This window comes from Agromyces lapidis, from assembly GCF_009749405.1.
In the GTDB taxonomy this organism is placed as follows: domain Bacteria; phylum Actinomycetota; class Actinomycetes; order Actinomycetales; family Microbacteriaceae; genus Agromyces; species Agromyces lapidis.
Genome location: NZ_WBIQ01000009.1, coordinates 229,447 through 242,190, shown reverse-complemented (window position 1 = coordinate 242,190; position 12,744 = coordinate 229,447). Strand labels below are relative to the sequence as shown.

The 12,744-nt window shown below is 72.4% G+C and carries 12 protein-coding genes; 8 read left to right on the top strand and 4 right to left on the bottom strand.

From position 1 onward, the window contains the following. Window positions 1-130: 130 nt before the first annotated feature. Complete coding sequence (locus tag GQQ93_RS15700) at window positions 131-502, top strand: iron chaperone (RefSeq protein ID WP_157425175.1); 372 nt, start codon at window positions 131-133, stop codon at window positions 500-502. 83 nt (window positions 503-585) lie between these two features. Here GQQ93_RS15700 and GQQ93_RS15695 read toward each other — a convergent pair whose 3' ends face one another. The 3 genes from GQQ93_RS15695 to GQQ93_RS15685 all read right to left on the bottom strand — a co-directional run bounded on the left by GQQ93_RS15695 (window position 586) and on the right by GQQ93_RS15685 (window position 3,602). Next, entirely contained in the window at window positions 586-1,950 is a 1,365-nt protein-coding gene (locus GQQ93_RS15695; RefSeq protein ID WP_157425174.1) for an NAD-dependent succinate-semialdehyde dehydrogenase, read from the bottom strand. A gap of 154 nt (window positions 1,951-2,104) precedes the next feature. Continuing rightward, window positions 2,105-2,851 (bottom strand): PDC sensor domain-containing protein, encoded by a 747-nt coding sequence (locus GQQ93_RS15690; RefSeq protein WP_157425173.1) that lies wholly within the window; start codon window positions 2,849-2,851, stop codon window positions 2,105-2,107. Next, window positions 2,838-3,602 carry a GntR family transcriptional regulator gene (locus GQQ93_RS15685; RefSeq protein ID WP_157425172.1) on the bottom strand — a complete coding sequence of 255 codons (765 nt, stop codon included), beginning with the start codon at window positions 3,600-3,602 and terminating at the stop codon, window positions 2,838-2,840. The genes GQQ93_RS15690 and GQQ93_RS15685 overlap by 14 nt, the downstream gene beginning before the upstream one ends. A 114-nt stretch (window positions 3,603-3,716) precedes the next feature. Between GQQ93_RS15685 and GQQ93_RS15680 the strand changes: the two genes are divergently transcribed. From GQQ93_RS15680 to GQQ93_RS15650, 7 genes are all read left to right on the top strand, one after another. Further along, window positions 3,717-4,928, top strand: coding sequence for a CaiB/BaiF CoA transferase family protein (locus GQQ93_RS15680; RefSeq protein ID WP_212277363.1), 1,212 nt, complete (start codon window positions 3,717-3,719; stop codon window positions 4,926-4,928). Next, on the top strand, window positions 4,925-6,121 hold the full coding sequence (locus GQQ93_RS15675; RefSeq protein ID WP_157425171.1) for an acyl-CoA dehydrogenase family protein: 1,197 nt from the start codon (window positions 4,925-4,927) through the stop codon (window positions 6,119-6,121). Before GQQ93_RS15680 ends, GQQ93_RS15675 begins: the two co-directional genes overlap by 4 nt. 48 nt (window positions 6,122-6,169) lie before the next feature. Further along, on the top strand, window positions 6,170-7,687 hold the full coding sequence (locus tag GQQ93_RS15670) for an aldehyde dehydrogenase family protein (RefSeq protein ID WP_157425170.1): 1,518 nt from the start codon (window positions 6,170-6,172) through the stop codon (window positions 7,685-7,687). A 223-nt stretch (window positions 7,688-7,910) separates the two neighbouring features. After that, on the top strand, window positions 7,911-8,729 hold the full coding sequence (locus GQQ93_RS15665) for an amino acid ABC transporter substrate-binding protein (protein WP_157425169.1): 819 nt from the start codon (window positions 7,911-7,913) through the stop codon (window positions 8,727-8,729). A 116-nt stretch (window positions 8,730-8,845) separates the two neighbouring features. Then, window positions 8,846-9,508, top strand: a complete 663-nt coding sequence (locus GQQ93_RS15660; RefSeq protein WP_157425168.1) for an amino acid ABC transporter permease — start codon at window positions 8,846-8,848, stop codon at window positions 9,506-9,508. Next, on the top strand, window positions 9,495-10,367 hold the full coding sequence (locus GQQ93_RS15655; RefSeq protein WP_281349926.1) for an amino acid ABC transporter ATP-binding protein: 873 nt from the start codon (window positions 9,495-9,497) through the stop codon (window positions 10,365-10,367). The genes GQQ93_RS15660 and GQQ93_RS15655 overlap by 14 nt, the downstream gene beginning before the upstream one ends. Before the next feature lie 80 nt (window positions 10,368-10,447). Continuing rightward, entirely contained in the window at window positions 10,448-11,197 is a 750-nt protein-coding gene (locus GQQ93_RS15650; RefSeq protein WP_157425167.1) for a Pr6Pr family membrane protein, read from the top strand. Here the strand turns inward: GQQ93_RS15650 and GQQ93_RS18205 are convergent. After that, window positions 11,094-12,644 carry a flavin monoamine oxidase family protein gene (locus tag GQQ93_RS18205; RefSeq protein WP_157425166.1) on the bottom strand — a complete coding sequence of 517 codons (1,551 nt, stop codon included), beginning with the start codon at window positions 12,642-12,644 and terminating at the stop codon, window positions 11,094-11,096. The genes GQQ93_RS15650 and GQQ93_RS18205 overlap by 104 nt on opposite strands. Window positions 12,645-12,744 lie beyond the last annotated feature (100 nt).

Below are 12,744 nucleotides of genomic sequence, written 5' to 3'. Positions count from 1 at the left end.
GATCTCGCGCCCACCCCACCCAGCAGGCGCACGGTACGGGCCAGCATAGCCATACCTGCGGCGCTAAAGCTATAGCACCGGATGATTTATTTCGGATGCCGCGCGGCGGGCTCCGTGGCAGGATGCGGGCATGGGAACCGTCACCGACTACCTCGCCGAACGCGAGGGTGAGAACCGCGTCGCACTCGAACACGTCATCGCGGTCGCCCGCGAACTCTCGCCCGACGCCGTCGAGGGCGAGAGCTACGGCATGCCCGCCCTGCTGCACCGCGACAAGGCGCTCGTTGCGGCGCTCGAGGCCAAGCAGCACCTCGGGCTCTACCCGTTCAGCGGGCAGATCCTGCCTGGGCTCGCGGCCGAGCTCGATGCGGCGGGCCTGAGGTGGTCGCCGGGGGCCCTGCAGTTCACGGCGGAGCATCCGGTGCCCGACGAGCTGCTGCGCCGCATCTTCGCCGAGCGCATCGCGCAGATCGACGCCCAGCTCGACAAGAAGCGGCGCTGACCCGCCTCCCGTGAAGGGGGCGCGGTCGTGTGACGACGGATGCCCCGGGGCGAACCCCGGGGCATCCGATCGTGAGGCGGTGATCAGCCGATGCGGATCATCTTCTTGTTGACGAACTCGTCGGCGCCGAAGCGGCCGAGCTCGCGACCCGAGCCCGAGCGCTTCACGCCGCCGAAGGGCAGCTCGGCGCCGTCGGCGCCGACCAGGTTCACGAAGACCATGCCGGCCTCGATGCGGTCGGCGACGCGCAGGGCCTGCTCGGCGTCGGTCGTGAAGACGTACGAGCCGAGGCCGAACGGGGTGTCGTTCGCGAGCTCGATCGCGGCCTGCTCGTCGGCGACCTTGAAGACCTGCGCGACCGGGCCGAAGAACTCCTCGTGGAACGCGTCGGAGCCGGGCTGCACGTCGGTGAGGATCGTGGCCGAGTAGTAGTTGCCGTTCTTCTTGCCGCCCGAGTGCAGCGTCGCGCCCTGCGCGACCGCGCGCTCGACCTGCTCGGCGAGCCCCTCGGCGGCCTTCGCCGACGAGAGCGGGCCGAGTGCCGTGCCGTCGGAGGCGGGGTCACCCTCTTCGACCGCGTTCATGGCGGCCGTGAACTTCTCGAGGAACGGCTCGTAGAGGTCTTCGACGACGATGAAGCGCTTCGCCGCGTTGCAGGCCTGGCCGTTGTTGTCGACGCGGGCGAAGGTCGCCGCCTCGACGGTGGCGTCGAGGTCGTCGGTCGAGAGCAGGATGAAGGGGTCGGAGCCGCCGAGCTCGAGCACGACCTTCTTGAGGTGACGGCCGGCGATCTCGGCGACGATCGCGCCGGCGCGCTCGGAGCCCGTCAGCGAGACGCCCTGCACGCGGCGGTCGGCGATCACGGTCTCGATCTGCGCGTGCGAGGCGTACAGGTTGACGTAGGCGCCCTCGGGGAAGCCGGCGTCGAGGAAGATGCGCTCGATCGCGGCCGCCGACTCGGGGCACTGCTCGGCGTGCTTCAGCAGGATCGTGTTGCCGATGATGAGGTTCGGGCCGGCGAAGCGGGCGACCTGGTAGTACGGGAAGTTCCACGGCATGATGCCGAGCAGCACGCCGAGCGACGAACGACGGATGAGCGCCGATCCCTCTCCTGCGAGCAGGTCGATCTGCTCGTCCTTCAGCAGCGCCTCGGCGTTGTCGGCGTAGTACTCGTAGATCGCGGCCGAGAACTCGACCTCGCCGACGGCCTGCTCGCGCGGCTTGCCCATCTCGCGCACGATGATGTCGGCGAGCTCGTCGACGCGCTCGTTGTGCAGCTCGGCGACGCGGCGGATGAGGGCGGCGCGCTCGGCGACGGTCGACTGCTTCGACCAGCCGCGGTGGGCCTCGTCGGCCGAGGCGATCGCGGCCTGGAGCGCCTCATCGGTGATGGTGTCGAAGCTCTTGACGACCTCGCCGGTGGCGGGGTTGGTCACGGCATAGGGCATGGGGATTCTCCTTCTCGGGGCACGCACGCCAGTCGGCCGGGGCCTGTCGGAGGGGTCGTCTGCCGCGGTGCATACGCTCGTCCGTCAAAGATATAACAACGGATGATTCTTCTCGACCCGTGCTCAGCGGATGCTCGGGTTCGGGATTCCGCCCTCAGCGATCGGTGGGTGCGGGCTCGACGAGCACGCGGAACGGCGTGCCCGGGCAGTCGAGCGAGGCCGGCGCCGCGGCATCCGCGAGCTGCCCGACCTGCAGGGTCGGCTCGGTCGAGAGCACCACCCGGCCGTCGGCGTTCACGAGCGCGAGCGGCACCTCGACGCCGAGGAACCGGGCGAGCAGCTCGCGCTCGAGCCGCCGCACCGAGATGTCGGCGCCGACGACGCCGACCATGCGCTCGCCCCCTTCTCCGTGCACGGGCATGGTGAGCGTGAGGATGTAGTCGCAGGTGCAGAGGTGGTCGACGAACGGCCCCGTCACGTGCGCGTGGCGGGTCGTCGCGGGAATGCGGTACCACTCGAGCGCGCGGAAGTCGCGGAGGTACTCGGTGTAGCCGCGGGTCGAGAGGTCGAGCCTCGTCGGGCCGTCGGTCGAGCCGAGCACGGGGTTGTCGTCGAGCGGTCCGAGCCACCAGGCGAAGTGCACCTCGCGTCCGCGCACGATCTCGCCGTCGGCGATGAACCCCGCGCCGGTGAGCAGCGCGTCGGGCTCGACGAGCCGGGGGATCACGAGGTCGGCGACGGTCTGGTCGAGCTCGGCCGGCCGCACCTCGCCGCCCGAGGCGGAGGAGCGGGCGATCATCGCCTCGATCGGGGTGCGCCAGGCGGCGAGCTGGTCGAAGACCCGCGCGAAGACCTCGCCGACGGCGTCGGCGACCGGGGTGAGCTGCTCAGTCGTGGTCATCGAGACCGCCTCCGCGTTCGACTCGGGCCTTGGCGGCGAGGAGGCTGGCCGAGAGCGCCGTGACGAGCACGCCGGCGGCCTCACGGGCCCGCGCCGGGCGATGGGTCGTGACGGCGCGCACGATGCGGCGGTCGGCCGCGGCCGCCTCGGCACGGGCGTCGGCGTCGTCGAGGCCGAGGAGCAGCAGCGGGCCGAACTCGGCCTGCAGGCGGATCTGCTCGCGGACGAGCCGGGCGGACTGGCTGAGCACGGCGAGCTCGAGGAAGAAGCCGCCCTGGTTCGTGCGGGCGCTCGCCGCGGTGCCGAAGTCCGCGGAGTCGAGCCACGCCGAGAGGCGGCTCGCCTCGGGGTCGCTCGCGCGTTCGGCGGCGCGCTCGGCCGCCCCGGCGAGGATCGCGCCGAAGTAGACCGCCATGTCGCTGAGCTCGACCTGGGCGAGCCCACGCAGCCGCGCGGTGAGCAGCGTGCGGTGCTCGGCGTCGTCGTGCACGACGAAGCTGCCGCCGTCGCGACCGCGGCGGGTCTCGACGAGTCCGGCCTCGCGGAGGATGCCGAGCCCCTCGCGCACGGTGATGAGGGCGACGCCGAAACGACGGGCGAGCTCGGGCTCGCTCGGGAGGCGCTCACCGGGGTCGAGCACGCCGAGCACGATGCCGTCGATGAGGCGCTGTGCGACCTGTTCGGCTCGACCCGCGTCGGCGAGCTGGGCGAACACGGCTTCGCGCGCGCCGGGGCCCACCCTCGATTCCATGCGTTCACGATAGCCGAGCGAGCCCGGGCCGAGTGGCGCCGCGCGCAAAAAAGATTCACTATAGGATGAATGGAGCGAGGCCGAACGGCCGGCACATGCGAAGGCGGATGACCCATGCACGAGCGACCCGACACGACGACCGGTGCCGCGCCGCGCGGCGCGCGCGACGGAGTGCTCGCCGGGCTCCGCGTCGCCGACTTCTCGCGCGTGCTCGCCGGCCCCTACGCGACGATGATGCTCGCCGACTACGGCGCCGACGTCATCAAGATCGAGCCGCCCGCGGGCGACGACACCCGGCACTGGAAGCCGCCGGTCGACGCCAACGGCACCGCGAGCTACTTCGGCAGCGTCAACCGCAACAAGCGCTCGGTCGCCCTCGACCTCGCGAGCGAGGAGGGCCTCGCCGAGGCGCGCCGCCTGGCGGCCACGGCCGATGTCGTCATCGAGAACTTCCGGCCCGGGGTGATGCGTCGCTTCGGCCTCGACCCCGAGGCCGTGCGCGCCGCGAACCCGGGCGTCGTCTACTGCTCGATCACGGGCTTCGGTGCGGGCGAGGGCGCCGGGCTCGCGGGCTACGACCTCCTCGTGCAGGCGGTCGGCGGCCTCATGTCGATCACCGGCGAGCCCGAGGGCGAACCCTCGAAGGCGGGCGTCGCCCTGGTCGACGTGCTGTGCGCGCAGAACGCGCTCGCCGGCATCCTGCTCGCGCTGCGCGACCGCGATCGCACGGGCGTCGGCGCGCACGTCGAGATCAACCTCATGCAGAGCCTGCTCTCGGCGCTCACGAACCAGGCCGCCTCGACCCTCGTCACCGGCCGCGCGCCGCGCCGGCTCGGCAACCAGCACCCGTCGATCGCGCCGTACGCGGTGTTCCCCGCCGCCGACCGCGATCTCGTCATCGCCGTCGGCAACGACAAGCAGTTCCGCGCGCTCGCCGCGATCCTCGGCCTGCCCGGGCTCGCCGACGACGAGCGCTACGCGACGAACGAGGCGCGCGTGGCCCACCGCGAGCACCTCCGGGCCGAGATCGAGGGCGCCCTCGCCGTCGGCCGCGCCGCCGCTTGGGCCGAACGGTTCAGCGCGGCCGGCGTGCCAGCCGGACTCGTGAACGACGTCGCCGAGGCGATCGCGTTCGCCGAGTCGCTCGGCCTCGAACCCGTCGCCGAGATCGACGGCAGCCGCACCGTGGCGAACCCGATCCGGCTCTCCTCGGCCCGCGCCCGCTACCTGACCCCGCCGCCCCGGCTCGACCAGCACGCGGGCGCCGACTGGCACACCGTGACATCCGACCTCACCGCCGACCCCTCGAAAGGACCCCGCGCATGACCACCGCCCCCAGCATCGACCAGGTCTTCGACTTCGACGCCCTCCTCAGCGAGGAGGAGCGCACGTGGCAGCAGAAGGCGCGCACCTTCGCACAGGAGCGGCTGCTCCCGGTGATCGAGGAGGACTTCGAGCAGAAGCACTTCCGTCGCGAGTTCGTGAAGGAGCTCGGCGACCTCGGGTTCCTCGGCATGCACCTGAAGGGCTACGGATGCGCCGGGGCCGGCGCCGTCTCGTACGGCCTCGTCTGCCTCGAGCTCGAGGCCGCCGACTCGGGCTGGCGCACCTTCGTGTCGGTGCAGGGCTCGCTCGCGATGAGCGCGATCCACAAGTACGGCTCCGAGGAGCAGAAGAACCGGTGGCTGCCCGGCATGGCCGCGGGCGACCTCGTCGGCTGCTTCGCCCTCACCGAGCCGCAGGGCGGCAGCGACCCCGCCGGCATGACGACGACCGCGCGCCGCGACGGCGACGGCTGGGTGATCGACGGCGCGAAGCGCTGGATCGGGCTCGCCTCGCTCGCCGACGTGGCCGTGGTCTGGGCCAAGGTCGACGACCCCTCCGGCGCGTTCGGCGAGGGCGGCAGCGCGGTGCGCGGATTCCTCGTGCCGACCTCGACGCCCGGCTTCACGGCGACGCCGATCGACGGCAAGCTGTCGATGCGCGCCTCGGTGCAGTGCGACATCGAGCTCGACGGCGTCCGCGTCGGCGACGACGCGATCCTGCCCGGGGCGCGCGGACTGAGCGGCCCGTTCGGCTGCCTCAACGAGGCGCGCTACGGCATCGTGTGGGGCGCGATGGGCGCCGCGCGATCCTGCCTCGAGGCCGCGATCTCGCGCTCGACCTCGCGCGAGGTGTTCGGCAAGCCGATCGGCGCGAACCAGCTCATCCAGGCGAAGCTCGCCGACATGTTCCTCGAGGTCGAGAAGGGCATCCTGCTGGCGCTGCACCTCGGCCGGCTCAAGGAGCGCGGAGCCCTCACGCCCGCCCAGATCTCGGTCGGCAAGCTCAACAGCGTGCGCGAGGCGCTCGCGATCGCGCACGAGGCGCGGGCCATCCTCGCCGGCGACGGCATCACGAACGCGTGGCCCGTCATGCGGCACGCGGCCAACCTCGAGTCGGTGCGCACCTACGAGGGCACCGACGAGATCCACCAGTTGATCCTCGGGCGCGAGCTCACGGGCCTCAACGCCTTCTGAGGGCGGCTCGGCAGCGGCGAGCGCAGTGACGAACGAGAAGGGTTCACGATGACGAACAGGGATGCCACGGGGATCGCACCGCGGGACGAGCCGGCGTTCGGGCGCGATGATCGCGTCGCGCTGTCGGCCGCCGCGGCCGTCGAGCTCGCGGTACGGGTCGCAGGGGCGTCCGGCCTCGGGCGTTCGAGCCGCGCCGAGCGGGGCAGCTGGCTCGTCGCGATCGCCGACGCCGTCGAGTCGCACCGCGACGAACTCGTCGCGCTCGCGGGCGAGGAGACCCATCTCTCGGCCGCACGCCTCGGCGGCGAGGTCACGCGCACCGCGACCCAGCTGCGGTTCTTCGCCGGCGTCATCGACGAGGGCTCCTACCTCGAGGCGACGATCGACTCGCCCGACGCCTCACTCCTGCCGCCGCGCCCCGAACTGCGGCGGATGCTCCGCCCGCTCGGCGTCGTCGGCGTGTTCGCGGCCTCGAACTTCCCGTTCGCGTTCTCGGTGCTCGGCAACGACACGGCCTCGGCGTTCGCCGCCGGGTGCCCCGTGGTCGTGAAGGCCCACCCCGGCCACCCCCGGCTCTCGCGCCGCATCACCGAGATCGCGCACGAGGCACTCGCCGCGGCGGGCGGACCCGCGGGCGCGCTGCAACTCGTCGAGGGCATGGAGGCGGGCCTCGCACTCGTGCAGCACCCGCGCGTCACTGCGGTCGGCTTCACCGGCTCGACCCGCGGCGGCCGAGCCCTCTTCGACCTCGCCGCCGCACGCCCCGAGCCGATCCCGTTCTACGGCGAGCTGGGCTCGCTCAACCCCGTCGTCGTGACGCCGGCCGCGGTCTCGGACGCCGGGCCCGGCGCCGAGGCGATCGCGGCCGGCCTCGCCGGGTCGTTCACCCGCGACGGCGGCCAGTACTGCACGAAGCCCGGCCTGGTGTTCGTGCCCGAGGGGTCGGGCATCGAGGACGCGCTCGTGGCCGCGCTCGGCGACGCCGCACCGCAGCGCCTGCTGACCGACGGCATCGCGGCGGCGTTCGACCGCGGCTCGGTCGAGCTGGCCGAGCGCGCCGACGTCGAGCTCGTCTTCGCGGGTGCGCGCGCGGCCGACGTCGCCGCACCCGTCGTCGTCTCGACGAGCACCGAGGCGTTCGTCGCGGCCCGAGAGACCTTCCTCGAGGAGTGCTTCGGCCCGCTCACGCTGCTGGTGCGCTACGCCGACGACGCCGGACTCGCTGAAGCGCTCGCCGCGCTCGAGGGCTCGCTCACCGCGTCGATCCACCACGCGCCCGGCGAGGACGTGACCGCGCTCGCCGCGGTGCTCGAACCGGTCGCCGGTCGCCTCGTCTTCAACGGCTGGCCGACCGGCGTCGCGATCGCGTGGGGCCAGCACCACGGCGGCGGATGGCCCGCCACGACCGCCTCGGTGCACACCTCGGTCGGCGCGAGCGCGATCCGCAGATGGCTGACTCCCGTCGCCTGGCAGGATGCCCCGGCCGCCGTGCTGCCGGCCGAGCTCGCCGACGGCAACCCGCTCGGCGTGCCCCGCCGGGAGGACGGGGTGCTGCGCCATCCCTGACGAGGCCGAGGCTTCTGCAGGAGAATTGCACTGAGATGGGTTGACAGCCGACCATCGCGCCCATTTTCCTGCAGAAGCAGCGGGGGAGCACGGGATGCTGGTGCGAGCGGGGAATGCAACGCGGGGTAACGCCGTTTCCCCTGAGGGTCGGTCCGTGATGGACTCGACCGCATCGTATCGCCGCCATCTGCGGCCCGCATCCCTCCCCACGAACGGAGCCCCCATGTCCCGCGCACCCCGTGCCCGCACCCTGCTCGGCCTCGCCGCCGCCTCCCTCGCGGTCGTCGCCCTCGCCGCCTGCTCGTCGAGCGCCCCGGCCGCGAGCGACTCGGCCGCCGGCGACGACGAGTTCGGGCTCGTGAACGCGGGCACCCTCACGGTCGCGACCGAGGGCACCTACCCTCCGTTCACCTATCACGAGGGCGGCGCGGGCGAGCTCGTCGGCTACGACGTCGAGGTCGCCGAGGCCGTCGCCGACAAGCTCGGCCTCGAGATCGCCTTCGAAGAGACCCAGTGGGACGCCATCTTCGCGGGCCTCGACGCCGGCCGCTTCGACGTGATCGCCAACCAGGTGTCGATCAACCCCGACCGGGAAGAGGACTACCTCTTCTCGACGCCCTACACCGTGTCGCCGAGCGTCGTCGTCGTCAACGAGGGCGACGACTCGATCTCGAGCTTCGAGGACCTGAAGGGCAAGACCACCGCGCAGTCGCTGACGAGCAACTTCTACCAGCTCGCCGTCGACGCGGGCGCGAACGTCGAAGCCGTCGAGGGCTGGGCGCAGGCCGTCGCGCTCCTCGAGCAGGGCCGCGTCGACGCGACGGTCAACGACAAGCTCACCTACCTCGACTACGTGAAGCAGACGCCCGACGCGAAGCTCGCGGTCGTGGCCGAGACCGACCCGAGCGAGAGCGCCCTCACCTTCACGAAGGACAAGACCGCCCTCGTGAAGGCCGTCGACGAGGCGCTCGCCGAACTCCGCGAGGAGGGCGTGCTCGCCGAGCTCGGCGAGAAGTACTTCGGCGAGGACGTCTCGCAGTAGCGCTCACCTGATCGACGGGCGGATGCCGCGTTCCGCCCCTGGTTCGCACGGGGAACACCCCCGGTGGAATCATGGGGTGACGCGGCATCCGCCGTATCTCGGAAGGCGGTGAGGCGATGACCGACTGGCAACTCGTGCTCGACTCGTTCTGGCCACTGCTCTGGGGCGGCCTCAGCGGCACCATCCCGCTCGCGCTGGCCTCGTTCGCGCTCGGGCTCCTGCTCGCGCTCGGGGTCGCGCTCATGCGCATCAGCCGCAACCGGGTGGTGAGCGGCATCGCGAGGTTCTACATCTCGGTGATCCGCGGCACCCCGTTGCTCGTGCAGCTGTTCGTGATCTTCTACGGCATGCCCTCGATCGGCATCACGATCGACCCGTGGCCGAGCGCGATCATCGCGTTCTCGCTCAACGTCGGCGGATACGCCGCCGAGGTGATCAGGGCGGCCATCCTCTCGGTGCCGAAGGGGCAGTGGGAGGCGGGCTACACGATCGGCATGTCGCCGGGCACGACGCTCACCCGGCTGATCCTGCCGCAGGCGGCGCGCGTCTCGGTACCGCCCCTGTCGAACACCTTCATCTCGCTCGTGAAGGACACCTCGCTCGCCTCGCTCATCCTCGTCACCGAGATGTTCCGGGTGGCGCAGGAGATCGCGGCGTTCAGCCGGGAGTTCCTGCTCGTCTACATCGAGGCGGCGCTCATCTACTGGCTCTTCTGCCTGGTGCTCTCGAGCGGACAGAACCTGATCGAGAAGAGATTGGACCGCTATGTCGCCCACTGATCACGAGCGGTCGGCGAACGACGGTGCGGCGAACGGCGGCGCGGCGAACGGCTCGGATGCCGCGGGCGCCGACCCGCTCGCCCCCGGCCAGACACCCGACGACAGCGTGCTGCTCGAAGCCCGCGGCATCCGCAAGTCGTTCGGCGACAACGAGGTGCTGCGGTCGATCGACCTCGAGGTGCGCCGCGGCGAGGTCGTCGTGCTGATCGGCCCGAGCGGATCGGGCAAGACGACCGTGCTGCGCTCGCTCAACGGCCTCGAGACGCCCGACGGCGGCACGGTCTCGATCGCGGGCGGGCCGTCGCTCGACTTCTCGACGCCGATCTCGAAGGCCGAGCGCTTCGCGCTCCGCGACCGCTCGGCGATGGTGTTCCAGCAGCACAACCTCTTTCCGCACATGACCGTGCTGCAGAACGTCATCGAGGGCCCGGTGCGGGTGCAGAAGGTGCCGAAGGCGCGGGCCGAGGCCGAGGCATCCGCCCTGCTCGATCGCGTCGGCCTCGCCGAGAAGCACGACGCCTACCCCTTCGAACTGTCGGGCGGGCAGCAGCAGCGCGTCGGTATCGTGCGCGCGCTCGCGCTGAAGCCGCAGCTGCTGCTCTTCGACGAGCCGACGAGCGCGCTCGACCCCGAGCTCGTGGGCGAGGTGCTGCAGGTCATCAAGGAGCTCGCCGACGAGGGCTGGACGATGGTCGTCGTCACCCACGAGCTGGGGTTCGCGCGGCAGGCCGCCGACGAGGTGCTGTTCATGGACGGCGGCGTCGTGGTCGAGCGCGGGGCGCCCGGGCAGTTGTTCACCGCGCCGCGCGAGGAGCGCACGCGGCGGTTCCTGCAGCGGATCCTGCGTCCGCTCGACTGAGGCTCGAGGTCAGGGCGGAGGTCTCGATACGCTCCTTCGTCGCTACTCGACCGGCCGGCGGGGGCGGCTAGCGTGGAGTCATGGCGGGCCCGCGTTCACCGGACGACGCGGGTCCACTGCGCGCGCGGCGGACGCTCGGCGTCTTCCGGCTCGCGATCGCGGCACTCGAGATCGTGGCCCTCATCGGCAACTTCGAGTACGTGCTCGGGTTCCGCTTCTTCGCGACCGCGAACTTCTTCAGCTACTTCACGGTGCAGTCGGCGTTCCTCGCGGTCGTGACGCTCGGCATCGCCGGCGCCTTCGCGCTCCTCGCGCCGCGAGACCCGGCGTGGCTCGGCGTGCTGCGCACGATGGTGACCGTGTACGTGCTGGTCTCGGGCATCGTGTTCGGGGTCATCGTCACCCAGGCCTCGACGCGCGACTACCGCGTCGACGTGCCCTGGTCCGACACGCTGCTCCACTTCGTCGTCCCGGCGCTCGCCGTCGTCGCCTGGACCGCCGACAGCATCATGGCGGTGAACCCGCGCGTGCCATGGGCGACCGTCGGCTGGGTGCTCGTCTTCCCCTCGGTGTGGCTCGGGTACACGCTCGTGCGCGGCGCCGACGTCGGCTGGTATCCGTACTTCTTCCTCGACGAGGCGCAGGTCGGCGGACCGGTCGGCGTCGCGCTCTACTGCGCCCTCGTGCTCGTCATCTTCGTGAGCCTGACCGCGGGCCTCGTGGCGGTCAACCGCCGGCTGTGGCGAAGGGCACGAGATCGGCGAGCACCGCGGCCCGGAACGCCTCGTCGTCGAGCGCCTCGAGACGTTCGGCCTGCGTCGCTGCGATGAGCCCGACGAGCACCGGCTCGCCGTCGGGACCGCCCGCGTCGAGCCAGGCGGCGACGCTCGGGGTCTCGCCGACGACGGTCAGCACCGCGACGGATGCCTCGGCGCCGGCGTCGTTCGAGTCGGCGTCGCCGTTCGGGCTGCGCCAGAACGCGTCGTCGAAGCGCAGCCACACCGTGTCGACGAGGCCGACGCCGAGGCGGGAGATCGCGCGCTGGTGCAGGAGCGGCAGGGCGGGGGAGAACTGCAGCGTGTCGGTCTTCAGCACGCCGAGGGGGACCGTCACGACCACGCGGTCGACGGTGAGCGACTCGCCCGAGTCGAGGCGCAGGCTCACCCGGCGCTCGTCGTAGGCGATGCGGGTGACGACGCTCATGACGGCGATGTCGAGCGCGTCGGCGTCGGCGTCGAGGGCGCCGGCGAGGCCGCGGGCGAGCGTCGGAGAGGTCCCAGCGGGTGCGTCGGGGTCGGCGCCGATTCCGGGTCCGGCCGCCGCGGCTCCCGGGCCGAGATCGGCGAGGGCCGCGACGCGGTTCGCCGTCGCCCCCGTCTCGACCCCGACCCCGCTCGTCACCGAGTGGGCGAGCCAGGCCGCGGGCGAGACCCCCGTCGCGTCGGGCGCGGTCGAGAGGGAGGCGCTCGTGCCCGACTCGACGAGCGCGGTCGCGAGCGAGAGCTGACGGGCACGGGCCTCGGGCTGCGCCGCGGCCCACGCCTGCGCCGCGGCGATCGCATCGGGGCCGGTGGTGGGGATGGCCACCGTCGTGCCGGCCGCCGTGCGCGCGTCCTCGGGGGCGGCGATCGGCAGCAGCGCGACCGAGTCGGGCAGCGCCGCCCGGAGCACCGCGCTGCCGACGACGAGCGCGCCGAGTTCGATGGGGCCGTCGAAGCCGTCGGCATCGACCGTGTCGATGCGTCCGCCGATGCGGTCCCTGGCTTCGATGACGACGACCTCGAGGTCTCGGTCGGCGAGCTCGCGGGCGGCCGTGAGCCCGGCGAGCCCTGCGCCGATCACGGCGACCCGTTCGCCGGGTTCCGCGAGATCGAGCACGAGGGACGCGGCGCGGGCGCCCGAGCTGCGGGCGCCCTGCAGGGTGCCGGGCGCCTCGGTGTCGCAGGCCTCGCCCGCGAAGAACACGCGTTCGGCGACGGGCTGCGCGAGTGCCTTGCGCAGCTCGTCGGTGCTGCCCGCCGCGTCGAAGCCGAAGGCCCCACGGGCGAAGGGGTCGGCGCCCCAGCGGGAGCGGCGCAGCGCGAGCGGTTCGGGGACGGGTGACGGCGTCGGCGCGGGGGAGGGCGTCGGGGAGGGTGTCGGCGTACCGGTCGGCGGTGGGCTGGGAGTCGGCTGCGGTTCGGTGCAGCTCGCGAGCACGACGGTCGCGGTGCCGGCGAGCGCGGCGGCGAGGAACCCGCGGCGGCTCACGCCGCTCCCGCCAGCCCGCACTCGCATGCCCTCAGGCTATCCGGATGGCGCCCCTGCGGTCGCCGGGCTGCGGCGACGGCGCGCGCCTCACGGCCGGAGACGACGGATCGCCCGCATCCATGCAGAT